Source organism: Chitinophaga sp. ARDCPP14, assembly GCF_051362515.1.
Lineage (GTDB): Bacteria > Bacteroidota > Bacteroidia > Chitinophagales > Chitinophagaceae > Chitinophaga.
On record NZ_JBKIXB010000011.1, the window covers coordinates 1 to 25,544 of the forward strand.

At 48.5% G+C, this 25,544-nt stretch carries 19 protein-coding genes; 13 read left to right on the forward strand and 6 right to left on the reverse strand.

The features are described 5' to 3' along the window. Positions 1-125 precede the first annotated feature (125 nt). Entirely contained in the window at positions 126-1,019 is an 894-nt protein-coding gene (locus tag ACLHR0_RS25250) for a LysR substrate-binding domain-containing protein (protein ID WP_436490379.1), read from the reverse strand. A 74-nt stretch (positions 1,020-1,093) separates the two neighbouring features. Between ACLHR0_RS25250 and ACLHR0_RS25255 the strand changes: the two genes are divergently transcribed. From ACLHR0_RS25255 to rpiA, 7 genes are all read left to right on the forward strand, one after another. Next, on the forward strand, positions 1,094-1,270 hold the full coding sequence (locus ACLHR0_RS25255; protein ID WP_436490381.1) for a hypothetical protein: 177 nt from the start codon (positions 1,094-1,096) through the stop codon (positions 1,268-1,270). A 3-nt stretch (positions 1,271-1,273) separates the two neighbouring features. Next, on the forward strand, positions 1,274-1,660 hold the full coding sequence (locus tag ACLHR0_RS25260) for a tautomerase family protein (protein ID WP_429050629.1): 387 nt from the start codon (positions 1,274-1,276) through the stop codon (positions 1,658-1,660). A 73-nt stretch (positions 1,661-1,733) separates the two neighbouring features. Beyond that, positions 1,734-2,660: a YihY/virulence factor BrkB family protein gene (locus ACLHR0_RS25265; RefSeq protein ID WP_429050628.1), complete on the forward strand. Its 927-nt coding sequence runs from the start codon at positions 1,734-1,736 to the stop codon at positions 2,658-2,660. A 115-nt stretch (positions 2,661-2,775) separates the two neighbouring features. Further along, complete coding sequence (locus ACLHR0_RS25270) at positions 2,776-4,155, forward strand: MFS transporter (protein WP_436490384.1); 1,380 nt, start codon at positions 2,776-2,778, stop codon at positions 4,153-4,155. Then, complete coding sequence (locus ACLHR0_RS25275; protein WP_436490386.1) at positions 4,155-5,363, forward strand: AGE family epimerase/isomerase; 1,209 nt, start codon at positions 4,155-4,157, stop codon at positions 5,361-5,363. Before ACLHR0_RS25270 ends, ACLHR0_RS25275 begins: the two co-directional genes overlap by 1 nt. 268 nt (positions 5,364-5,631) lie before the next feature. Next, positions 5,632-8,076 (forward strand): glycosyl hydrolase family 95 catalytic domain-containing protein, encoded by a 2,445-nt coding sequence (locus tag ACLHR0_RS25280; protein ID WP_436490388.1) that lies wholly within the window; start codon positions 5,632-5,634, stop codon positions 8,074-8,076. Positions 8,077-8,154: 78 nt separating this feature from the next. Next, a complete protein-coding gene (gene rpiA, locus ACLHR0_RS25285) occupies positions 8,155-8,856 on the forward strand; it encodes a ribose-5-phosphate isomerase RpiA (protein ID WP_436490390.1) in 702 nt (233 codons plus the stop codon). Here rpiA and ACLHR0_RS25290 read toward each other — a convergent pair. Then, a complete protein-coding gene (locus ACLHR0_RS25290; RefSeq protein ID WP_436490392.1) occupies positions 8,844-11,540 on the reverse strand; it encodes a family 78 glycoside hydrolase catalytic domain in 2,697 nt (898 codons plus the stop codon). The genes rpiA and ACLHR0_RS25290 overlap by 13 nt on opposite strands. A gap of 116 nt (positions 11,541-11,656) precedes the next feature. Here ACLHR0_RS25290 and ACLHR0_RS25295 point away from each other — a divergent pair, with 116 nt between their 5' ends. The 4 genes from ACLHR0_RS25295 (at position 11,657) to ACLHR0_RS25310 (ending at position 14,667) form a co-directional block, all read left to right on the forward strand. Continuing rightward, positions 11,657-12,199, forward strand: a complete 543-nt coding sequence (locus ACLHR0_RS25295; protein ID WP_436490393.1) for a TetR/AcrR family transcriptional regulator — start codon at positions 11,657-11,659, stop codon at positions 12,197-12,199. Positions 12,200-12,325: 126 nt separating this feature from the next. Then, positions 12,326-12,766, forward strand: a complete 441-nt coding sequence (locus ACLHR0_RS25300) for a DUF1348 family protein (protein ID WP_370908195.1) — start codon at positions 12,326-12,328, stop codon at positions 12,764-12,766. Between the two features lie 79 nt (positions 12,767-12,845). Further along, positions 12,846-13,748 (forward strand): helix-turn-helix domain-containing protein, encoded by a 903-nt coding sequence (locus ACLHR0_RS25305; protein ID WP_429050621.1) that lies wholly within the window; start codon positions 12,846-12,848, stop codon positions 13,746-13,748. Between the two features lie 82 nt (positions 13,749-13,830). Beyond that, entirely contained in the window at positions 13,831-14,667 is an 837-nt protein-coding gene (locus tag ACLHR0_RS25310; protein WP_436490395.1) for an oxidoreductase, read from the forward strand. Positions 14,668-14,911: 244 nt separating this feature from the next. Here the strand turns inward: ACLHR0_RS25310 and ACLHR0_RS25315 are convergent, their stop codons facing one another. Continuing rightward, positions 14,912-17,029, reverse strand: a complete 2,118-nt coding sequence (locus tag ACLHR0_RS25315; RefSeq protein WP_429050619.1) for a DNA topoisomerase 3 — start codon at positions 17,027-17,029, stop codon at positions 14,912-14,914. 161 nt (positions 17,030-17,190) lie between these two features. Between ACLHR0_RS25315 and ACLHR0_RS25320 the strand changes: the two genes are divergently transcribed. Next, positions 17,191-19,389 (forward strand): S41 family peptidase, encoded by a 2,199-nt coding sequence (locus ACLHR0_RS25320; RefSeq protein ID WP_436490397.1) that lies wholly within the window; start codon positions 17,191-17,193, stop codon positions 19,387-19,389. Position 19,390: 1 nt separating this feature from the next. Here the strand turns inward: ACLHR0_RS25320 and ACLHR0_RS25325 are convergent, their stop codons facing one another. Both ACLHR0_RS25325 and ACLHR0_RS25330 read right to left on the reverse strand, forming a co-directional pair. Then, positions 19,391-23,092 (reverse strand): hypothetical protein, encoded by a 3,702-nt coding sequence (locus tag ACLHR0_RS25325; protein ID WP_436490399.1) that lies wholly within the window; start codon positions 23,090-23,092, stop codon positions 19,391-19,393. A gap of 58 nt (positions 23,093-23,150) precedes the next feature. Continuing rightward, entirely contained in the window at positions 23,151-23,834 is a 684-nt protein-coding gene (locus ACLHR0_RS25330) for a VIT1/CCC1 transporter family protein (protein WP_370908189.1), read from the reverse strand. Between the two features lie 105 nt (positions 23,835-23,939). Here ACLHR0_RS25330 and ACLHR0_RS25335 point away from each other — a divergent pair, with 105 nt between their 5' ends. Next, entirely contained in the window at positions 23,940-24,824 is an 885-nt protein-coding gene (locus ACLHR0_RS25335; RefSeq protein ID WP_436490401.1) for a carbohydrate kinase family protein, read from the forward strand. 34 nt (positions 24,825-24,858) lie between these two features. Here the strand turns inward: ACLHR0_RS25335 and ACLHR0_RS25340 are convergent, their stop codons facing one another. Further along, positions 24,859-25,431 carry a DUF1579 domain-containing protein gene (locus ACLHR0_RS25340; RefSeq protein WP_436490403.1) on the reverse strand — a complete coding sequence of 191 codons (573 nt, stop codon included), beginning with the start codon at positions 25,429-25,431 and terminating at the stop codon, positions 24,859-24,861. Positions 25,432-25,544: the final 113 nt, after the last annotated feature.

Genomic DNA, 25,544 nt, shown 5'->3' on the forward strand with positions numbered 1-25,544 from the left:
TGCTAAAGCAAGCTGACATTAACTATTTATTCTCTTAAAAAACACCTGATCATCATAATGATTATTAGGCCATCTTTTGGCTAAAACAAAGAAGCTGTCTCAATTAATTATGAGACAGCTTCTTTTTATTTTTTCTTCGCTCGTTTCCGAAGCTCATTCACCTGTGCAGTGATGGTTTCAAAGAGGATATCGGTAAGCCGTTTTACAGCCGGGGAGGGCGTTTTTTTACGGATGAGCATAAACACGGCAACATCAGGTAGTGCTGGCAAACCACTGGTCTTTGTGAGTGCTACACAGCCTGCAGGCAGTCCCATTTCTGTGCGGATGGTGATACCCAATCCGGCCTGGGCTGCAGCCCACATCCCTGCTACGCTGCTGCTGGTGAGCGCCGGCCGCCACGTACGTTTAGCTTTTTCCAGCGCTGCCAGCCCCGCACTGCGGAACAGGCATGGCGCTTCAAACAGCAGCAGCGGCAACGGCCGCAGCTGCGCGATGTGCTTTTGCGTGTTACCAATCCATCGTATAGGTACATGCCCTATCAGGATGGCATCATCTGGTATATCTTTTCCAAAGGAAAGTACCACATCCAGTTTACCGCGTTGCAGCTGCTGTTGCAGCACCGCCTGCCGGTCGATCGTCACCTCCACTTCCATGTGCGGATGTACAGCGGCAAACCGTGCCAGCACCACCGGAAGACCACTTTCCGCAAAGTCTGCCGGCAATCCCAGTTTTACCTTCCCTGCTATATGCGTGGCCGTTAGGGCATTGATCGCCTGCTGGTTAACATCCAGCAGTTGCCGGGCATATCCCAGCAATATTTCGCCGGCAGGAGTGAGCTGCCAGCCTCGTCCCTGCCTGATAAATAACTGTTGGCCGGTAATTTCCTCCAGCCGCTGCATCTGCAAACTTACAGCCGATTGCGACCTCGCTACCTGGTCGGCCGCCCGCGCAAAACTATCCAGATCCACTGCCAGCACAAAAGTACGGAGCAGGTCCATCTCCAGGAGGTCTGTTATCATAGTTTAGTTTTATTAAAGTATAATGTTAAATGTTTCAATATTGCAAATGTATAAAACCATAGTAAATTTGATTCATGAAAAACAAATTACTGATCATGAGCATGCTAACTACCGGGGCAGCGGCCGCACAAATGCCAACTGCCCGCAAAACATTGTTGCAGCAGGACCTGACTGGCCTGACTGTAGAAACAGTAAAGATGGACCAGGCCACTTTGGCGCCGGAGCAGCCTACTATCATCATAAATAAATAAGCCATGCCTTTTGTACAGATCTACCTGGGAAAACATCTTTCCCAACAAAATAAAAAAGATATTTCCCTCGCTGTTCATCAGAGTCTCGTGGATATCTTCAGTATTCCTGTAACGGATTATTTCCAGGTGATCCATGCCATGGAACCCGGCGATATTCTTTACCCGGAAAGCTACTTTGAGGTGCCGCACACCGAAAACCTGCTCTTTATCCGTATCACCGCCAGGGCCGGCAGAACACCGGATATGAAACAGGCGCTGTATGAAAAGATAGCCAGCCGTATAGCAGCCGCTACACCAGTAAGTGCAGATGACGTTATCATCATCTTCGTGGAAAATGACCTGGCGGATTGGTCTTTCGGCCGCGGTATTGCGCAGATGGTGAAGAAATAGCAATATCGCCGGTTTTAATTTCCTGCAACCATTTAACCGGCAAAGCAAATTTATCGGTAAATTGGGCGCAGGTATGGACACTGTTACAACAGAAAAACAATTGCCGCGCTGGCAGCTTTTCCTGCTTTCCTTCAAAGAAGCATACAAGGCACTGCAGGCCAGCGATCCGCTGCGGATGGCGGGTGCCACTGCCTTTTTTACCACTTTTGCCTTACCAGCTATCCTGATCATTATTATCCAGTTGTTACGTATTATTTTCCGGATACAACATGCCGGTCAGCGTCTTATGATCCAGCTGGAAGGAATGTTTGGAAAGGAAACAACCGAAGCCATCCTGGGAACACTGAGAGCCTTCCGGAGCATTGCGCAGAACTGGATCATCGCCATTGCCGGCTTTATTTTCCTGTTGTTTGTGGCCACTACGCTCTTCAAAATTATTAAAGGCTCGCTGAATGAACTGTGGAAAATAAGATTGATCCATAAAAGCAGTTTTGGAGAAATTATGGTATCCCGGCTGAAAGCAGTATTGGTGATCGTTTTCGCAGGAGTTTTGTTTATCATCGACCTGGTGGCGGAAACTGCGCGCATCTTTCTTGGAAAGTATATAGACCTGTATCTGCCTGCCCTGGGCAGTTATTATAACAGCACGCTCAACTATGTTATTTCTGTGATCATTGTTACCATCTGGTTTTTCCTGGTGTTCCATTTCCTGCCGGACGGCCGCCCGCGATGGAGGGTAGGGATTACCGGCGCACTGGTAACCAGCATCCTGTTTAACATCGGGAAAATGGTGTTGAAAGTAATGCTCACCTACAGCAGTATTAACAGCATTTATGGGGCTTCTGCGTCTACTGTGCTGGTGCTGTTGTTTATGTTTTATTCTTCCCTGATCTTTTATTTCGGCGCCTGCTTTACCTATGCCTGGGGCGCTCTTACCGGCAGACCCGTGGAGCCATTGCATTACGCCGGCAGGTTTGAAATTACTCCTGCGGAAGACTAATCTCCTCAATGGATAACAAAGCACCCTGAATAGATAAATAAGTATTATAAAAATGATCTTTTATAGAGATAGATTTGCTGATTGTATAAAGTAATTTTTAAGCAGAATTCCACCTATGGGCGACACAATTTCTTTAAAGGAAAAAATAGGGTATGGCTTTGGAGATATGGCTTCTTCCATGTTCTGGAAGTTGTTTGGTATGTACCTGTTGTTTTTTTATACAGATGTGATGGGCATCGCTGCTGCTGCTGTAGGCACTATGTTCCTGATTACCCGTATATGGGATACTTTCTTTGACCCGGTAGTAGGTACTTTGTCTGACAGAACCCATTCCAGGTGGGGGAAGTTCAGACCCTACATTTTATATATGGCAGTGCCTTTTGGCGTTATAGGCGTACTTACTTTCACTACGCCGGATTACGGCGCCACCGGCAAACTGGTATACGCTTACATTACCTATTCCGCCATGATGATGATCTATTCCCTGATTAACGTGCCTTACGCATCGTTACTGGGAGTGATCTCTGCCGACGGAAAGGAAAGGAATACGCTGGCCTCTTTCAGGATGGCCTTTGCTTTTGGTGGCAGTCTTATTGCGCTGGCGTTGATAGAGCCGCTGGTAAATTTTTTTAGTAAAGCCGGAGGAGAAAATAACCTGCAAATGGGCTGGCAGCTGGGCGTGGCAGTGATCGCCGTAATTTGTGTGATCTTATTTCTGCTATGCTTTGCCTGGGTAAAAGAAAGAGTGCAGCCTATAAAAGAGGAGCAGTCGTCACTGAAAGAAGACGTAAAGGATCTCTGGAAAAATAAGCCCTGGTGGATATTGCTGGGAGCGGGTATTGCCGCACTGATCTTCAACTCTATCCGCGACGGCGCCACCCTGTACTATTTCAAATATTATATACAGAATGCGCAGGCTTTTAAACTGGGCAGTGTCAGCATTACCTATTCCACGCTGTACCTTGTACTAGGCCAGGCGGCAAATATAGCAGGCGTAATCCTGGCTTCTCCCATTGGTAATAAAATAGGTAAGAAGAATACTTACCTGGGCGCTATGCTGATAGCTTCTATCCTGAGTATCGGGTTTTACTGGCTGGGCCGCGGACAACTCACCCTGATCTTTATATTCCAGTTCCTGATTAGTATTTGCGCAGGTATTATTTTCCCATTGTTATGGTCGATGTACGCAGATATCGCGGACTATTCCGAGTGGAAAAACGGTCGCCGTGCCACTGGCCTGATCTTCTCTTCCTCGTCGATGTCGCAGAAGTTTGGCTGGACGATCGGCGGAGCGCTCACCGGCTGGCTGCTGGGCGCCTTTGGTTTTAAAGCCAACGAAGTACAGGCCGATGCTGCACAAAACGGCATACTGTTAATGCTTAGTTTTTTACCGGCCATCGGGTCGGTATTGTCTATCATATTTATCGCCATGTACCCGCTCTCTGAAGAGCGCATCGCTACTATCTCTGCTGAACTGGAACAAAGAAGGAAATAATGCAACAGGAATTAAAGACATCACTGGAAAAAGAACTTACCGCCATCCTGGACTACTGGATGAAATATACGCCGGACGAAACATATGGCGGCTTCCTTGGCAAGCTGGGAAATGATAATGTTCCCATACCGGGAGCGGCAAAGGGTGCGGTATTAAATGCCCGCATCCTGTGGACATTTGCAGCCGCCTACAACACTACTCGCAACCCGGCCTACCTGGCAATAGCAGATCGTGCATACCGGTATTTTAATACACACTTTATTGATCCTGCTTACGGGGGCGTATACTGGACGGTAGACTATACCGGCCAGCCGGCCGAAACAAAGAAACAGGTATATGCCATTGCATTTGCCCTTTACGCATACAGTGAATACTACAAAGCGGCGCCACACCCGGAGGTACTGTCTACCGCCATTTCCCTGTACAACAACATAGAACAGCACAGTTATGATCCGGTTCATGATGGTTACTTTGAAGCATTCACACGGGAGTGGCAGGAAATAGTGGATCTGCGTCTCAGTGCAAAAGATGCCAATGAAAAGAAAACCATGAATACCCACCTGCATGTAGTGGAAGCGTATGCGAATCTATACACCGTTTGGCCGGACGAGAAACTACGTATACAAATACAACGGTTATTGCAGGTATTTCACGATAAGATCATCGATAAAAAAAGCGGGCATCTGCATTTGTTTTTTGATGAACAATGGCAGGTAAAAGGTAATCATGTATCATACGGACATGACATTGAAGCCAGCTGGCTCCTGCTGGAAGCAGCAGAAATTATCGGCGATCCCACACTCACTGAACAATACCGCAAACTGGCCCTGGTGATCACCAATGCCACCCTGCAGGGCGGCATAGATAAGGATGGTGGCCTCTGGTACGAATATGAGACCTCCCGGCGCCACATGAATACAGAGAAACACTGGTGGCCACAAGCCGAAGCGCTGGTGGGCTTTATCAACGCCTGGCAACTGCAACCACATGGCCGTTACCTGCAACACGCACAAAACACCTGGAACTTTATAACGCAACACATCATCGACAAAACCAACGGCGAATGGTTCTGGGGCGTGTACGCGGATTACAGCATCATCCCGGAAGACAAAGCCGGACTATGGAAATGCCCTTACCACAATGCGCGGGCGTGCATGGAAGGAATAAAGCGGTTATGCGAAGGTTGTCTTGGCTCAGGATTACGCTGATTATACTGATTACCTTGATTTTACTTTTTGGGATTTTATAAAGGATTTTAGTTGATTTTGGGAGATATAAGCGAAAATATCCGCTTATATCTCCCAAAATCCTTTACAAAATCCAAAAAGTAAAATCAAGGTAATCAGTATAATCAGCGTAATCCTGAGCCAAGACAACCTTCGCACACCAATACAGAATTCGCATTTTTTAATTTGTAATTAGCAATTACTCCTTATAGGTTTCCCCAGCATAACTATTTTATATATCTTGAAGCATATGAACTGCAAGATATATTCCACGCTGCAAGCTGCATTTTTATTGGGCGCCCTTACGTTATCGGCGCAATCTGATGTAACGGTACGGTTCAGTGAACCAGCCCGGCATTTCACGGCATCTGCCCCGTTGGGAAATGGGCGTATGGGAGCTATGGTATTTGGCAACACCAACAGGGAACGGATTGTATTAAACGAAATATCGATGTGGGCTGGCGGTGTGCAGGATGCCGACAGCAAAGAAGCAGGCAATTACCTGCCACAGATAAGGACATTACTGCTGGAAGGGAAAAATATTGAAGCGCAGAAAATGCTGCAGCAATATTTTGTGTGCAAAGGCCCCGGAAGCAGTGGTGGCGCCAATGTGAAGTTTGGTTGCTATCAAACCCTGGGCGACCTTTTTATCCAGTGGAAAGATACCACGTCGGCGGTAAGCAACTACCAGCGGCAACTAAGGCTGGATAGCGCCATCAGCGCCGTAAGCTGGGAAAAGAACGGGGTTACTTTTAAGGAAGAAGTACTGGTATCAGCTCCAGGGCAGGTGGCCGTAGTACGCCTCAGCGCCAGCAAACCTGGCAGTCTTTCTTTCAGTACCGGCTTATACCGGAAGGAACGCGCCGCCCTGAAAGTGGTAAACGGCAACCTGGAAATGAGCGGTACGCTCAATGGCGGCAACAACGACCCCGGTGTTCAGTATGCAGCCGTACTGAAAGTAATACCCAAAGGCGGTACCCGTACACAAAGCAATGACCAGATCATCATTACCGGCGCTACTGAATGTTTATTACTGGTAGCCGCCCGTACCAATATGAACTGGCCGGAGGTGGAAACACCAGGTCCGGCCCCGCTGCCGAAAACGCTGGCAGATATCAATAAAGCCACCACATCTTCCTGGCAGGCGTTATTACAGTCGCACGTAAAGGACTATACGTCGTTCTTTAACCGTTGTCGTATATCCTTTACCGATAACAGCAATGATGAGGTGAAGACCCTCGCTACCATCGACCGGCTGCAACGCCTGCACGATGGTAAAAAGGACGCTTCCCTGGCCTCCCTGTATTTTAATTTCGGACGGTACCTGCTGATCAGCTCCTCCCGCAATGGCGGCATGCCGGCCAACTTACAGGGGCTTTGGGCAGAAGAATACCAGACACCATGGAACGCCGATTATCATCTCAACATTAATGTACAGATGAACTATTGGCCGGCAGAAGTAACAAACCTGTCGGATTGCCACCAGCCACTGTTTACACTGGCCAGGCAAATGGCGAAATACGGTCAGCGCACCGCCCGCACCTACTATAAAGCAGATGGCTGGGTGGCGCATGTGATCAACAACCCATGGGGCTTTACTTCTCCCGGTGAAGGGGCCGACTGGGGTTCTACGTTAACCGGTGGCGCCTGGGTAGCTACCCATCTCTGGAAACATTACCAGTATACCAACGATAAAAAATTCCTGAAAGAAATATACCCGGTACTGAAAGGCGCCGCTGTTTTTTATAAAGATATCCTGATCACAGAACCATCGCATCAGTGGCTGGTGACTGCGCCATCCAACTCGCCGGAAAATGCGTACATCCTGCCCAACGGGCAGCAGGGACAAACCTGCATGGGACCAACCATGGATATGCAGATCGGAAGGGATTTACTCAAAGCCAACCAGGAAGCGGCCCGCATCCTGCAAACGGATAAAGGCTGGGCAGATACGCTGCAGGGAGTACTGGCCAAACTGGCGCCAAACCAGGTGAGCCCCAGTACCGGCGGTGTGCAGGAATGGCTGGAAGATTATAAAGAAGCAGATCCGCATCACCGGCACGTATCACCATTGTATGGTTTGTATCCGTATGACGAAATTACACCGTGGGATACACCGGAATTAGCTGCGGCAGCAGAAAAAACACTGCTTAGAAGAGGCGATGGTGGCACCGGCTGGTCGCGCGCCTGGAAAATTGCTTTCTGGGCCCGCTTAGGCAACGGTAATCACGCCTATACCATGTTGCAGGAATTATTGGCGCCTGCCGCCGCTACCAGCGAAATCAGTATGCGCTCCGGGGCAGGTACTTACGCCAACCTGTTCTGCTCACATCCGCCGTTCCAGATTGATGGTAACTTAGGCGCCGTGGCCGGTATCGCGGAAATGCTGCTGCAAAGCCATGGGGGCGATAACGTAATCCGCCTGCTACCCGCCCTGCCGGATAAGGAGGAATTTGCTGCCGGCCAGGTAAAGGGACTTTGCGCTATCAATGGTTTTGTAGTGGATTTCAGCTGGAAAAATAAAACAGTGCAGGAACTCAACCTGCTCTCCAATACCGGTGCGGAGTGCCGCCTGTTGCTGCCGGAAAGCGCTGTGGTAAAGGATCGAAGCGGAGCAGTGATACCGCATCAGTATAGTAACGGCGTATTGCGCTTCGCTACAAAGAAAGGAATGAAGTATCATATAGCAGTATAAAGTGGCGGAGTTTTGTCTTACTCAGTCTAACCTGAGTAAGACAAAAAAATCGCATCTTTACCTTTCATAACAACCCATATGGAAGATCTGAAACAAGTGGCTGCAAAGGCAGCGTTGGATTATATAAAACCCGGCAATACCATCGGGCTGGGTGCAGGCAGTACCATTGCACACCTGGTGAACTACCTGAAAACGGAGGAAACGTTATTTAAAAGCATTACCACGGTTACCTCTTCCTTTAACACACAGCAACTACTGCAGGAACACGGATTCAACACTAAACAACCAGGAGACGTATCCCGGCTGGATATTTATTTTGACGGATGCGATCAGTTTGATCATCAGCTGAATGCCCTGAAGAGCGGTGGTGGTATTCATACACGGGAAAAATTGCTGGCCGCAATGGCAGATAAATTCATCCTTATCGGCGATGGCTCCAAATACGTAGCGCAGTTGTACACTACTTTTCCCGTAGTGATAGAAGTGATCCCGGAAGCAGTTCCCTTTGTGCTGAAGCAGCTGAAGAAAATATTTTCACTAGCTAACCCGGTGATCCGGCTTAGTAATAAAAAAGATGGGGCAGTGATTACCGAGAATGGCAACATGCTTGTTGATATCTGGTTCCGTTCCTTCCCGCCATTAGACAGCCTCAATTATCGTTTAAAGGACATTCCGGGTATTCTCGAAACATCGCTTTTCTATAATATGGCGCATGCTGCCATCATAGCGGGAAAGAAGGGAGTAGAAATTATTCAGAAAGACCCTGCTTACCTGATCTGAAACTCTTTCGTACCTGCGGTTACATGATAACGTAACCCTTTACCGGTGTTTTCTGTAATTACCGGTTTATCGTTTTCATATATTTTTTGTGTGGGTGAGATGTGAAAAAAGATGTCTGCACCGGCATTTGCGGGCACTGTCACACGGTAGGTGATGGCCGTACCGTTTCTTTTCCAGGAAGAAACCACGGTTCCGTAAGGGCTGTCATGACTTCCTTCAAAATGATCCAGGCCTTCTACGAAATTAGGAGATAACAGGATGTTTTTAAACCCGGGCGCATTTTCATCCGGCTTAATACCAGCGAGTCCCTTGTACAGCCAGGCGCCTATTTCACCAAACATGATGTGATTGCGCGAAAGATCTGAAGAGGCATTGATATCCCAGTTTTCGAAGAGGGTAGTAGCGCCGTTCATGATCCACCAGCCCCACGATGGAAAAGTGCGTTGCGCGGCCAGTTTCCAGGCTACATCTGCATAGCCGTTTTCGCTCAGCGCATTCAGGATACTTTTGGTGCCCAGCAAACCCACGTCGAGGTGAAAGTTATCTGCGGCCACTCTCTTTGCGAGATTGGCGGCTACCTTGCTTTTCATGGCATCGGGCACTAATCCCCAGTACAGGGCAACGCTTTGCTCTGTTTGTACGCCTTCTCCATAGATACCGGTTTCACGGTTCAGGTATTTGGCATTAAAAGCGGTTTTGATCTTCTCTGCCAGTGCGCTGTATTTACTATGGTCTGATGTTCTGCCAAACAATTTCGCCGCTTTGGCCAGGATCAGCGCGTCGGCATAGTAGTAAGCCGAGGATGTGAATTCCACGGGTGATTTTGATTTTACCGGCACCCAGTCGCCGAGGCCCCAGGTGGTTAGTCCGGACGGACTAATCGCCGTGATCCGGTCCACATAACGGCGCATGTTATCATAGGAGGCCGAGAGCAGTGTAGTATCTCCGTAAAACAGGTAGATGTTCCACGGAATGATGGCGATGGTGCTGGTCCAGTCCGGGCCATTGCCCCATTCATATCCCCAGCCGCCGGTGGGAATGATAGAGGGCAGCACCCCGTTGGGCTGCTGCTCGTCGCGGTGGTCTGCCAGCCATTTTTCATAGATGGTGATGCCATCGTAACTATACAACCCGGTTTCAATGGCAATCTGTGCATCTCCTGTCCAGCCGTTCTTTTCGCGCTGCGGGCAATCCGTTGGATAACCGAACAGGTTGGAGAGATAGGCATTATTGGTGGCCGTGAATAATTTATTGATCATGGTATCGGAGCCATGAATGTGGCCTGCCGGAGGTACATTGCTGTGCATGAAATAGCCGGTGAGACTTTCCTTATTGAGCTGTACCGGTTTACTGCTGGTCACTTCCACATATTGAAAGCCTTTATAGTTGAAGCGGGGCATAAAGGTTTCTTCTCCTTTGCCGCCGAGGATAAAAATATCTGTCTGGAAAGGATCGGTGTCATCTGTAGGGCGATAATGCACTATAATATTGGAGAGGTCTACAAATCCTTTTTTATCCAGTTGCTCGCCGTGCTTCAGCTTAATGATAGTACCGGCTGCACCGCTTACGCGGATCTTACTTACGCCGGCAATATTTCTGCCCAGGTCATATATCCAGGTGCTGTCGTTGGGATGGGTAACGGCGGCAGCAGGAATTTCCTCCACATTTTCGATGGGATATAATTGTTGCGATACAATGTTTTGGGAAGGCGCGGCACGGTAAATAACCTCTTTCCATTTGTTGTCGTCGAAATTAACGGTGTTCCATCCTGGTTGTTCTTTGCGGGCGTCATAATGTTCTGCGGTATAAATGCTGTTAAATACGATAGGTCCCAATGCCGTTTTCCAGTCTTTCCCAGAGGTAACAGTTTCCACGGTGCCATCAGTATAGGTTACCCGCAGATCGAGGCAGAATGCCGGCCGGCCGCGCCACGGCGCTTCATGAAAGTTCCATACGGCGGTGGACTGGTGATTATACCAGCCATTACCAAGCATTACGCCGATGGCGTTTTTACCGGATTGCAGCAGGGAGGTAACATCGTAGGTAACGTATAGCGTGCGGCGATCGAAGCGGGTGTACATGGGATCGAGGCGATGGTTGCCTGCTTTTTCCCCGTTGATATACAGTTCATACAGGCCTGCTACGGCGATATAGGCGCGGGCAGACTTTATGGATTTCGTAGCGGTGAAAATTTTTCTGAAGTTGGCGGCGGGTTTCAGGCGGGTGTCCTCACCGTCGCTGATCCAGGCGCCTTTCCAGTTGCTTTGCTGCAACATGCCTGTTTCAAACCAGGAGCGGCGGGGAGTGGATTTTACGCCGTCTTTATCCCATATTTCCACGCTCCAGTAGTAGCGGGTAAATGGTTGCAGCGGTTTCCCGGAGTAGCTGGTAAGTATATCTGCGCGGTTAATTTTGCCGGAAGTCCACAACGGGTGGGTGTCCAGGGTCAGTGAATCGGTGGATATGCGGATCTGGTAGGCCGTTTGGCGCGCGCCCGGGCGCGCATCTTCCAGTTGCCACGACAGCCGCGGATGAGCAGCGTCTACACCGAGCGGCATTACCAGGTGTTCGCATTTCAGATGGGAAGCTTCACAGGTAGTGGCTTTTGCACCGGCGTACACCGTTGATACTGCACACCATAAAATTAAAAGATACAGAAATAGTTTCCGGAATGTTGAATACATGCTAAACGCTTGATTATTTTGCCAACAAGATAAAGTAAGCCGTACTTTTTTTTAATTGTTTTATGTAAATGGAAAAAAGATAGATCGATCTGTCTATTTTGTACTATCTTTGTTCCATGAAGAAGAAAACAGGAGATCCAAAGCAGCGTTTGCTGGATACTGCCACTGCACTTTTCTATAACCAGGGATATCACGCCACAGGCATTAACCAGGTGATTGAGGAAGCTGGTGTGGCGAGAGCCAGTTTGTACCTGCATTATGAATCGAAGGAATCTTTGCTCCTGGCGTTTTTACATCAGCGTCATATCGACTGGATGGCCGGGCTGAAAAGCTTTACAGACGAGGCCGGCAAGCCGAAGGATAAAATTGCGGCAGCGTTTGACTTCCTGTTTGATAATAATGAAAGGGAGCATTTCAGGGGCTGCGCCTTTTTGAATATCCTGTCGGAAACTACGGAGAAGGACACAGCGGTGTTGACGGTCATACAGGATCATAAAAAAGATCTGCGTGCTTTTTTAGGTGAGATCCTCACCAATGAGAAGCAATTGGTAAAGGATCATGTATACCTGTTGTTTGAATCCGCGATCGTGGAAAGTCAGCTTTACCGGAACCAGTGGCCGGTGCAGGAAGCGAGGAAAATGGCATTGGGATTGTTGTAATGCGGACCACGTGCATATTTCATCTCTATAAATTTAAAGATGCCCGGCATCTTTTTTTTAATCTTTTAAAATAGACAGATCGATCTATCTGTAATATTATACTGATCACTTTTAAACAATTATCTCATGGAACAGAAATTCCCCCTTCCTCCATTTACGCATGAAACCGCCCTGCAAAAAGTGCAGATGGCAGAAGACGCCTGGAACAGCCGTGATCCGCAAAAGGTATCACTGGTATACACGCCCGACACCGTATGGCGCAACCGCGACCAGTTTATCAACGGCCGGGAAGAAGTAGTGGCCTTTCTTACAAAGAAATGGCAGCGGGAGCTGGACTACCGCCTGAAAAAAGAACTCTGGAGCTTTACAGATAACCACATTGCCGTATGCTTTGAGTATGAATGGCATGATCATGCCGGTAACTGGTTCCGGTCGTACGGCAATGAGCTGTGGGAGTTTAATGCCGATGGATTCATGCAACGCAGGCTGGCTGCCATAAACGATGTGCCTATTAAAAGCAGCGAACGGAAATTCCGTGAACCGGAAGATTTAATACTGGCCTGTTAAAGAGATGTGATTATTATGGTTACCCGGGAAATCATAATAATCACTACTAATCATAGTGTGAATTTTGTAACTTCGCTGAATGAACAAAACAGAAACACTCCAGGAGTTTTACGAACATAAGTTCCAGGCAGTACCTGATAAGTTACAGCAGGATATAGGTCACTTTAATGTATTCCGGCTGGAGGACTGCATTGTAGACGGCGCTTCAACGGTGAAATACAGCCGCCGTGACTTTTACAAGGTAAGCCTGCTAAGGGGAGCCAACCTTTATCACTATGCAGATAAAACCATTGAAGTAAAAGGCAGCACCCTGATTTTCTTTAACCCGCAGGTCCCTTACGGATGGGAGCCCCTGACGAACGACATCAGCGGCTATTTCTGCATATTCCGGGAGTCCTTTTTTACAGGCGCCACCCGTGGCAACATCCACGACCTGCCCATGATGATGCCGGGGGGTATTCCTTCTTATATACTGACAAAGGCCCAGGACAAAGAAGTATCACAGCTCTTTAAAAAGATGCTCACAGAAATCAATACGGACTACGTTTATAAATACGACCTGCTGCGTAGCTACCTTACAGAAATCATCCACTACGCCTTAAAGATGCAGCCCTCCGAAACCCTGTACCAGCACGCAGATGCGAAGTCGCGTATCACGGCGGTATTTACCGACCTGCTGGAGCGGCAATTCCCTATTGAATCGCCGGCACAGCGGTTTGCATTGCGTTCTGCCAACGATTTCGCAAAACAGTTGTCTGTGCACGTGAATCACCTGAACCGGGCCATCCGCGAAACCACAGGAAAAACCACCACGGCGCACATTGCAGAGCGCGTAACGGCAGAAGCAAAGGCTTTATTAAAGCATACTAACTGGAATGTGGCAGAAATCAGCTATGCCCTTGGATTTGAGGAACCTGCTCACTTCAGCAACTTTTTCAAAAAACAAACCAGTATCCCTCCCGGCGCTTTCCGCGTTGTTTGATTTTTGCAATTATTGGTTTGAATAGCGTAACACGCAGCAGCATTCCCTGTTCTACTTTTGTGTTAACAAAAAACACAAGATCATGGACAACAAAAAAGTATGGTTTGTAACCGGCGCCTCCAAAGGATTAGGCCGCTCCCTCGTAAAACAATTATTAAACAAAGGATATAAAGTAGCCGCCACCTCACGTAGTATCGACGACCTGCGCAAAATTGCAACGGACGCGGATTTCCTGCCCCTGGCCGTTGACCTTAATAATGAAAATAGCATACAGGCAGCAGTAAAGGAAACTATCAGCCGTTTCGGTCGCATCGACGTACTGGTGAACAACGCCGGGTACGGACAATTAGGCAGCATTGAAGAGCTGTCGGATGCAGAATCACGAAGCAATTTTGATGTGAATGTATTTGGCCTCCTGAATGTAACCCGCAGTATCCTGCCACAAATGAGAACGCAACAGTCCGGGCACATCATCAACATTTCCTCTATCGCTGGTCTTACCGGTAGCTTCCCCGGCTTCGGTATCTATTGCGCTACCAAGTTCGCGGTAAACGGTTTATCTGAATCGTTGGCGGTTGAAGTGAAACCTTTTGGCATCTCTGTAACCATCGTTTCCCCTGGTTATTTCAGAACCGATTTCCTCTCTTCCGGCTCCCTGGGCCTGCCTGTGAACCAACTGGCCGCATACGAGTCGGTTCGTGCTGCCCAGCACGCGCATCAGGAGGAGATTAACGGCAACCAGCCAGGTGATCCCGAAAAAGCAGTAGCCGCCATTATCGACGTAGCCGCTGCAGACAATGCACCGCTGCATCTCTTCCTCGGAGAAGACGCCTACAATCTCGCGTATCAAAAAATAGCCACGTTGGAAGCTGACCTGGAGCAGTGGAAGGATGTGACGGTGGGAACGGCGATTGTGTAGGATGGATCGCAGCGTATTTTGTCTTGGCTCAGGATTACGCTGATTATACTGATTAACTGGATTTTTACTTTTTTGATTTTATAAAGGATTAAGGGAGATAGCAGCGGATATTCGCTCTTATCTCCCTTAATTATTATTTTAAGAAAATCAAAAAAATCTAAAAAAATCCAAAAGTAAAAATCCAGTTAATCAGTATAATCAGCGTAATCCTGAGCCAAGACAAAATACGCTGCGATCCCCCGCACTAAGTCAACGTGACATTAAAGTCCGCCCCCAGCTCGAGCCTCCCTTCGCGCTCCTCCGTGCTGCCAGGAACCTGGAGCCCTTTTATTTTGGCGGTTTTGCCTTTGGTCAGCAGGTCCGCAATGTGTTTGTCGGTTAATTTTTTGCCCAGTATTTCGAACGGAAGTTTGAAGCCGCATTCTTTAAAATTGGCGCAGCCATAGGCGGTGTTGCCTTTTTTGAGCGGATGCGTTTTGCATTTCGGGCATTGCATTTCCGCTATCACTACGGCCTTTTTGGGCTTAGGTTCCTTTTTGGGTTTCTCTTTTTCTTCCGGTACAGGCGGCGGATCAGGGGCAATGGTGATGAACTTGTAGCTGGATGTTTTTACTTCTTTGGTAAGGTCAACTACCATCTGGATCAGTTCATCTTTGAAGGTGTCCATCGCGTACTCGCCTTTTTCTATGAGGCGTAGTTTACGTTCCCACTGACCGGTTAGTTCGGCGCTTTTCAGCAGCTCTGTTTGTATGGTGTCAATGAGATCCATGCCGGTTTGGGTGGCATAGATATTTTTCTTTTTCTTCTCGATATATTTTCTGCGGAACAGGGTTTCGATGATATTGGCGCGGGTGGAAGGCCGGCCGATGCCATTGTCTTTCAGCAATTCCCTCATTTCCTCATCATCTACCTGCTTGCCGGCAGTTTCCATTGCTCGCAGCAAGGTCGCTTCTGTAAAGGCTTTGGGCGGAGAGGTTTTGCCCTGGTGGATGCGTGGGGTATGTGGCCCGCTTTCACCCACTTCAAAGTGAGGGAGTATTTTCTCTTCTTCTTCCCCTTCCTTTTTCTCTTTTACATCGTTGGCATATACTTCTTTCCATCCCGGTTCTATAATCTGTTTACCGGTTACTTTGAAAGGTACCTGTCCTACTTTACCGAGTACGGTGGTATTGGAGATCTTACATTCCGGGTAGAAAGCGGCAATAAAGCGGCGGGCTACCAGGTCGTAGATCCTTTTTTCTTCCAGGGGAAGACCACCGGGATGCTGACCGGTCGGTATGATGGCATGGTGATCTGTTACTTTTTTATCGTCGAAAACAGTCTTTAGCTTTGGGATAGGAGCAGCCAGCAGCGGTGCGGTGAGCGCGTTGTAGGGCGTCATATCCTGCAGGATACCGGCAATTTTCGGGTGCAGGTCTTCCGAGAGATAAGTGGTATCCACCCTGGGGTAGGTAGTCAGCTTTTTCTCGTAAAGGTTCTGAATATATTTGAGCGTATCATCTGCAGAGAAGCCGAATTTTTTATTGGCTTCCACCTGCAGGGCGGTGAGGTCAAACAGGCGCGGGTTGCCTTCTTTTCCGTCTTTCTTTTCGAAGGAAGTCACCTCAAACGGGTGTTCTTTGAGATAGGCGAGCCCTTTGGCGGCTTTATCCGGTGTTTTCAGGCGGTCGATGGCCGCGGTGAATTCTGTTTCCCGGTAAATGGTTTTCAGTTCCCAGTAGTCTTCCGACACAAAGGCATTGATTTCCTTTTGCCGCTGCACAATCATGGCCAGGGTAGGTGTTTGCACCCTTCCGATGGACAGTACCACCTTACCCTGCGCGAATTTTTTAGTGAACAGCCGGGTGGCGTTCATGCCCAGGAGCCAGTCGCCGATAGCGCGTGCGCTGCCTGCGGCGTACAGGTTGTTATATTGCTCGGATGCTTTCAGGTTTTGAAAGCCATCGCGGATAGCCTCCACTGTCAGAGATGAAATCCAGAGCCTTTTAATGGGGGCGGCGCATTTCGCTTTCAGCAGCACCCAGCGCTGGATTAGTTCTCCTTCCTGCCCGGCATCCCCGCAATTTATCACTTCTTCACACGCCTGCACCAGGCTTTCTATAATTTTAAACTGTTTTTGTACACCTGAATTTTCAATTAGTTTGATACCGAAGCTGGGAGGGATCATGGGCAGATCTTCCAGTCGCCAGAACTTCCATTGCTCGTAATAATCGTGCGGCTCCTTGAGGGTACAGAAATGTCCGAAAGTCCAGGTTACCTGGTAGCCATTGCCCTCATAGTAGCCATCTTTGCGTTGTTTCGCACCGATCACTTCTGCAATATCCCTTGCCACGCTTGGTTTTTCAGCAATGCAAACTTTCATATTCGTTTAAAATTGGGTAACAAATGTCGGATAAAAAGTTGTAAATGAAAGAAGGTTAAAATACGCCAAAAATCTTAAAATAATCAAGTACACACTTTAACTTTTAGTCTGCAAAAATACCTGTTATTTTAAGGAAGATTTGAAACTAACATCTTTTCCTTATGCGCTTTCCTGCCCTTGTATTATCGTGTGCCTTATCGCTTCCCGCTGTAGCACAATACCCTGCATCTTTTGACGGAAGCTTCGAAAGTAAAAAACCGGGAGGCGCTTTGCCTGACGGGTGGGTCGACTGGGGCGGTAAATACCGACTGGCCGTCGACGACAGCATCTATTACGAAGGACATGGAGCATTGCGCATTACACCATTTGAAAAAAGAGGGATGAATGATTATGGTTGTACCGTGATACGTATACCGGTTACTTTTGCCGGGAAAACCATTTCGCTCAAAGGCTACCTGAAGCTGGATGCAGTTACCGATGGCTATGCCGGCCTGTTTATGCGGGTAGACGATAAATCGGGTGCCGTATACAAAATGGATAATATGCAGAAGCGGCGGCTGCAGGGAACTACCGGCTGGCAGCAATACAACATTACCCTTTCCCTCCCGTCCGGTGGCGGCACAGTATACGCCGGCGCCATTAATCACAGCAATGGTAACGTATGGGCGGATAACCTGGAAGTATTGATTGATGGCAAACCATTGAAGGAAGCACCACCGCTCCACGTGTATAAAGCCGACAGTGATCATGCGTTTGACAAAGGCTCGGGTATCAGTATTTCCAGTCTTACCCCGCTGCAGGCAACACACCTGGAAGTACTTGGAAAGGTTTGGGGCTTCCTGAAATATTATCATCCTGCGATAATGGCCGGGGAGTACAACTGGGACTATGAATTATTCCGGATCTTACCGGCAGTATTGAGCAGTACCAGCGAAACGGCCAGGAATGAGGTCCTGCTTCGGTGGACCAACCAGCTTACGGCGCCGCAGGAGTTCCGGCGTATGCACACCGGTAAAATGGTGATTAAATTCACCCCTGATCTCGACTGGATTTCAGATGAGAAAACATTAGGTACGGCATTATCGGCAGCCCTGAAGACAGTGGCCGCCATGAACCGCGATGATGCCAGTTATTACCTCGGACTGGAGCCTGCTGGTAATCCGGCATTTAAAAATGAGCAGGCCTATAACACCATGGCCTATCCTGACGCCGGTTTCCGCCTGCTGGCATTATACCGCTACTGGAATATCATACAGTATTGGTTTCCTTATAAGCACCTGATCACCGAAGGCTGGAATAATAAACTGGCGGAGTATATACCGGCAATGATTAACGCGGCAGATACTGCGGCATACCAAACTGCGCTGCTGCGGCTGATTGCAGGTATCCACGATTCGCATGCCGGTATATATGGCGCCAATGTGGTGATTCGCAATACAGACAGGTTTAGAACGTTGCCACTGCGGGCACGGTTTGTGGAAAACAAGGCGGTGCTGGTGAAAGTGGGTGATGAAAAATACGGATTGCAGGTTGGTGATGTGATTACCGCTGTTAATAAAGAGCCGGTGACGGCTATGGTACAACGATTATTGCCGCTTGCTTCTGCTTCCAACTATGCCACGCAACTGAACAGGATTGAACGGATCCTGTTTCAAACGCAGGACAGTACCCTGCAGCTGGAATACGAAAGAGAGGGTAAGATCAGCAGTGTAACGCTCGCTACCACTACTTATAAACAAGCCATCATAGCGGGCGACCGCCCATCTGTTTCCTGGAAGATGATCGGGGAAGACGTAGGATATGTATATCCCGGTTATTTTAAGAATACACAAATGGATTCGGTAGGTGAAGCTTTTAAAAACACCAAAGGAATGGTGATAGATATGCGTTCTTATCCCGCAGACAACCTCCTGGCTTCACTTGTGAAGTATGTGCTGCCGTCGCCTGTACCTTTTGCCAAGTTTACTGTTGGCAGTGTACAGCAGCCAGGGTTGTTTGGCGTGACAGGTGAAATGAAGGCCGGCGCAAAGAACAAAGATTATTACAGAGGCAAGATAGTTATCCTGGTGGATGCCACCACGCAAAGCAACGCCGAGTTTGTAACCATGGCGCTCCGGCTGGCGCCGCGTGCTGTGGTGCTGGGCAGTACTACCGCCGGTGCAGATGGAAATGTTTCTTATTTCGCACTTCCCGGTGGCGTGCAAACGCTCATCACCGGCATTGGCGTGTACTATCCTGATGGACGGGAAACGCAACGGGTGGGGATTGTACCGGATATTGTAATGGAGCCAACGGTGAAGGGTATACGTGAAAACAGGGACGAGCTGCTGGACAAGGCCCTGGCTATTATCAGGGAATAAGTTACTTTTTTGGTAAAGAATATTTCTTTGCTACTTTATTATATTTCTTCAGGTACTTCCGGTCTTTTTTAACGCCTACGGCTGTTACAATACCGGAAGTTTCTGCTTTTACCCAATAGTTGAAAATGAACTTTTCCCGGTCGCGGATAAAGAACATCCGGGTGGGCCGTTGATTGCGGTTTTTCAGGAAGAGGTTGGCCAGGAACGTTTCCAGGTTAGCCATGAAACCCTGCCGCGTGGAATCCTTTTTATTCAGCACCTGTACGTTCAGGTTGTGATAATAAAAATTCATGGCGCCAAGTGTAGCGTATTTATTTCCGGACCATTGTGAGAAGATCGTATCCGCATAACCGCGTCTTACTTTTACAGCTGCCATCGGGATGGCTACGGCATTAAAATCTTTCAGGTCCATTGGAGCAAGATAGCTTTCTGCTGTAAAGCCGGAAAGGGAATCTCCATAGGATTCATGATAGGAAAAGTAACGGATAGGATTTTCCAGGAGCCTGCCGGTAGCCTGTACCAGGAGGCTGTCGGCGTTGCCGTAGGTGTTGCCGAAATGGGTGATCAGGGCGTTGATATCCGTAATGGGTACGGCTGACCATTTGTTCGTGGACTTCGACGATTCATTGACCGTTACCGCAGATTGTTGTACCACAATGGAATCTACCCGGAGCGCAAATGGAATGGTATGAATTAATTTTGTGGGCATCCATTTTTCAATGCCGTGTTCAAACGGAATTCGTTTATCCCTCGCCGTTGTCAGCTGTGTATTGTCCACCGTAATTTTACGGATCGCAATGGTGGTGTCGCCGGGTTGGTGATGCATATTGATACCGCTGATCTGCAATGCATCTCCTTTCACTGTAATGTAATCGCGTTGCCAGTGGGCAGTCCGGAAAGTTTCCTCTGCCGAAAGGTTGGGCGTCACTTCAAAGTTACGCACCTGAAATGTTTGGGTGGCCGGATCCAGTTTAAAGTTCTCCGCGTTGACATGAACCTGTTTATTGCGATAGTGCAATCCGCCGTCACGGAGCGTGGTATTGTTGATGAATGAGGTCCACTTTATTTTATGACCCTGGCTCCAGGAGAAGGATGCATCTTTAAACATGCCCGATAATTTTTGTAATACCAGTTCAAGCGTATCGGCCTGGTGCAGGGAGAACTGTGCCTCCTGCCAGGCGAGGTCCACACCTGAGCGGAGCGACAGGTGACCGGACTTCTCCTTATGCAACGAACCTTTACTGAGTTGCAGGGATAGCTGCGGAACGGAAGCAGTTGTACCGGTATGACTGTAGGAGAGCGCCGATAACTGTATGTTCATATCGCCATATTGTAACAGGTGTTGACTGCCGGTATTTACTTCCAGTTGGTTCCCCGTTAGCCAGGCCTGTGTTTCCAGGTGGGTGGTGTCGTGTTCTTTGATGCTGGTATGCGAAACAGCGGCATTGCCCGTAGCCAGTTTACTAATGGCTATCCTGCTGAAGTCAGTGTTATGGATGTTGGTTTGTATATCGAGAGAAGGGGTGGTTATTTTAGTATGCCCGTTACTGTTATGCAGTGTGGCTGCGGCATCGGTAATGTACGTATAACCGTTGCTGTTAAACCGCACGTTGCCAATGGTAGCATCCATTTTTTTACTGTGATGGCTGATGTGGTTAAGCTGGCCTGTGGCGGATGCCCAGGTAAAGAAGTGCTGCCGGGTGCGCATATCTTTCAAAGCTATTTTATCCGCATTAAAACTACTGTGTTCACCGGCGCCTTCGCTGTTGAACTGCACCTTGCCTATATCCAGCCGGGCAACCCGTATTACCGGCAAATCCTTTGCAGGACCTTCTTTTTTAGCGCCATTGTGACGTGCCTGTATATCGATGGCCCCGATCCTTAACACATCTACCTGTATATCCTTTGATTGCTGAAATACGTCCCAGTCGAATACTTCCCAGTAAAGATCCCTTGCCGCTATGCGGGTGCCGTTTTCCAGTGCCACGGCCACTTTCGTGGCTTTGTTATGCCGGTGTGTACCATCGAAACTGTAGTTATCCATGGTGATATTAGCTTTATCGGATATTACATTCACCTGCAGAATATGCAGGTTAGGCATGGAATGTTTGATATCCACCAGCGAATCGCTGAGCAGGAAGTTATGCAGCAGGATATCGGTGTTCAGGTTTTTTACCATCAGCGTTACCTTTGATTTGCCGGTGGAAGTAAAATTGATATTGCCATCTACTATCCGGAAGGTGTTCACCTGTATCAGTTCACTGAGGCCATGCAGCGTTTGGTAGAAGGCCGGCATTTTAATAGCGGTGCTGTCTATAGGAACTTTGCCTTTAACCCGTTTCTTTGCTTTGGTAAGAAAGGTAATACCCGGTTGATAGAGCACTGCGCTGGTGGCTTTTAAACGCTTTCTCAGCAGGTGTTCCAGGCTTACGTTGTTGAGCCGCAGGGAAGGAGCGCGGAATGTTAATCCTTTGCCGGAATGGTTCATCGGCGTGGGGCTGTATTCCACGTTGTTAAAGATCACATCGTTCCGTTGCAGGATAAATTCGTCCACACTGAGCTGGAACATGCTGTCGAGCGAATAGAACTTTATTTTATCGAGGTTGAGTGCGATGCTGTCGGCGGTGATGGCTGGTGTGGAATCATGTGCAATATTGAGGTTATAAATATTCAGGTTGGTACGTTTGGTGGTGCCGGTAGACACATTTCCACGAAGCAGCAGTTCGCCGTCTTTTACTTCGATGTACCGGAAGTTCATTCGTTTGAACAGGGTATTGGGCAGGCTGTCCAGCGCTATCTTTTTATCTTTGGTGCTCACCTTCTTGCCAGGGAGTTTCAATACTGGGCGGATACATACAAGCGTATCAATCAGTAATTCTTCCCGCATATAAATAGCGGGAAGATGCCGGGCGTTAAAGTAGAACTTATCTGCCTGCAGCGACATTTCCCCTTTTGTGGCAGTGGCGGCACTGAAGATGGTCGCCGAGTCGAGTTCAAAAATCTGTTTTTTACCGGAGAAGTGCAGCCGCCTGAAGCTGATAGTATTCCTGCCATCCGGGAGGATCCAGTGTTGGCGGTCGAATGAGAAGTCCACATCATCAGATCCAAGAATATGATTATCGGAGTTGGTAACCTTGGAGAAGTTGAGGATAGAGAAATTAAAATGATCGACGTGCAGGGGTGGCGGCCCATTTACCTTGCTGTATACCAGGGAACCGTTTTGCAGGTGAACGATGCGGGCATTTACATATTGCAGGGTTTGTTCCAGGTGCTGTACTAAAGATGAAAGCTGGAATCCTTCCTGGCGGGAGCCGCGCGCCACATGTTCATGGATAATGAGCGCAGGGCTGATCACGGAGAGGCTGTCGACCAGCAGTTTTTTATGCAATATCAGCGCGCGCCAGGATTGTATGGAAAGATACACCCTGGGAATGGACACATCGAAATGAGCGGCCACGTTAACGGTGTCTTTCCCGGTGAGCCGTGCGCCGCTGATTACAATATTTCTTTTGAAAAGGGAGAAGTCAATATCATCCGCGTCGAACCTATAGGCGTTCCCGGATTCTTTGCTGACGATGTATTGTATGATGTTTACGAACTTATGTTCTACAAGATAATATAACAGCACACCAATGGCTATCCTGAGGATGAGCAGGACCACCAATACTTTCAGCCATATTTTTGCTTTGGGCGATATCTTCATATTCCTGGTATGCGAATGATCTGATTACAAACAGCCGGGCCTTGTATATGTTCATTTTTCAGGAAACCAATTTTGCGATGGCAAAAGCTGCTGCTGCAGCAAGCACACCTATCATGGTTACTTTCAGGGCTCCCTGCACGGGAGGTTGACCGGTTACTTTACTTTTAAAATAGCCAAATACAAACAGGCAGATGATGGTGAGCGCAGTGGAACCTATCAAACCGCGTTGAGGCGTGTCCGTGAAAAGATAAGCCGATAGTGGCAGCAGTCCTCCTACAAAATAGGAGGCGCCGATGGTGAGCGCGCTTTGCCGCGCCCTGTTTGGGTTGGGTGCTTCCAGTCCCAGTTCAAATTTCATCATGAAGTTCACCCATTTGGTTTTGTCTTTCGACAGTTCAGTGGCAATCAGGTGTTGTACTTCGGGACTGAGGCCATATTCCGCAAACACTTCCTTCACTTCTTCCATTTCTTTGTCGGGTACAGTTTCCACTTCTGTATATTCTCTTCTTAATTCGCTTTCATAGTGTTCCAGTTCTGTTTTCCCGGCGAGGTATCCGCCGAGGCCCATGGCGATACAGCCGGCTACGATTTCGGCGATACCAGCAGTGAGGATGATGTTGTTGCTGCTCACGGCGCCGCTGAGTCCTGCGGCCAGGGCAAAGGGCACGGTTAATCCGTCGCTCATGCCAATGACCATGTCTGTGATAAAATCTGAGCTTTTTAAGTGTTCTTCCTGGTGCATCTTTTTCCGGGTTTTAGGGGGCTTCGCGTTATAAATATAAGTGCTTTATCGTATTTTGTCTGAACAATGTAAGGGATCATCACCTTTAATCAAAATAGGAAAGTTATGGCAAACGGGATTGTATGTTTTGGTGAAATGCTCTGGGATATTTTACCGGAGAAAGAATTACCCGGTGGCGCGGTGATGAATGTAGCTTACCACCTGCAGAAGCTGGGAGAGCAGGTGTCGCTGGTATCCCGTGTGGGACGCGATGCCCGCGGGCAGGGGTTGCTGGACATGCTGCACCGGTATGGGCTGGATACCAGCCTGGTTCAGACCGATGAACAGCAGGAAACGGGGAAAGTATATGCGGATATGACTGATCCGCATAATGTGCATTATGATATCGTATACCCGGCGGCGTGGGATTTTATTGATTACACACCGGCATTGGCGGCGCGGCTAAAGGATACGGCTACACGTTATTTTATATTCGGAAGTCTTTGTTCGCGCGACAAGGTATCGTTGCATACGTTGCAGCAGGCATTGAAGGAGGAAGTGGTGAAGGTGCTGGATATTAATTTAAGGGAGCCGCATTATACGCAGGCGCATGTGGAATGGTTACTGGCGGAGTGTGATATCCTGAAGCTGAATACGGATGAACTGGCGCTGATCAGCGGATGGTATCATCCTTATGTGGATAAGGAGCAGGCCGTGCGTATGTTATCGGAGCGTTTTGGGATTGCGACTATCGTGGTAACGATGGGCGGTGAGGGTGCGTTGTTGTTTATGAATGATATTTTTTATGTGGAACCTGGTATTGTGGTGAAGGTGGCAGATACCATCGGAAGCGGGGACGCGTTCCTGGCGGGGTTCCTGCATAGTGTGATCCGTGGGCGTGCGGCGCGGGAGTGCCTGGTGTTTGCCAATGCCCTCGGAGCGCTGGTGGCATCTTATGCGGGAGGTGCACCGGACTATGAGGTGAATGATATTTTAAAGCAGAGGAAATAGCTTCCACCCGGAAGTTAATTCCCCTGCCAGATTGTTATTTGCGGGTGTATTTGATTTCCATGTCTTTTGTTTCTTTCCCGTCGGTTAACCGGTACATTTCCATGGTGTGATGGTCTTTATCCTGCCATTTTAATACCTGGCGTACGTTGTGTTCTTTGCCGGTGGCAGGGTCCAGGCCTTTGCCGGTAAATTCAAGTCCATCGCCGGATTTGAGGGGTTCACCTTCCATCACCATGATGCCGGTGCCCATGTTATCCACCCAGGTGGAAAAGTATTTTTTCTTTGCATTGTCGTACGCCATGGTACTAATGCCTTCGAAGTCCATGCCCATCATGTTGGCAGTGTAACGGCCTTCACAATAGCGGCCGCCGAGGATCATCTTGTAAGTGGCGGTGCCGGTTGATTTGCTGGGCGGTGCATCCGGTTTTTCCCAGAAGGTCATGTCGGCTGTCCATTCGCCATCGGTTTCTGCCATTTTCTGGTGTGCGGGGCCTGGTGTCATGTAGTCTGCCCACGCTTTCATCATGGCGGCAGAGTCTTGCTGGGCAAAGGTTGCGGAGTTAATTAACAGGCATAACGCAGCTGTTAACAGGTAAATTGTTTTCATGATTTGCAGCTGTTTAAGAGATGTTCGTAATGGGGTGAAATTACAGTCCAACAAGGTAAGATATTTATTGCTTTCCGCGATCGCATGCGTGTTACACCTCGTAAATAGCCAGG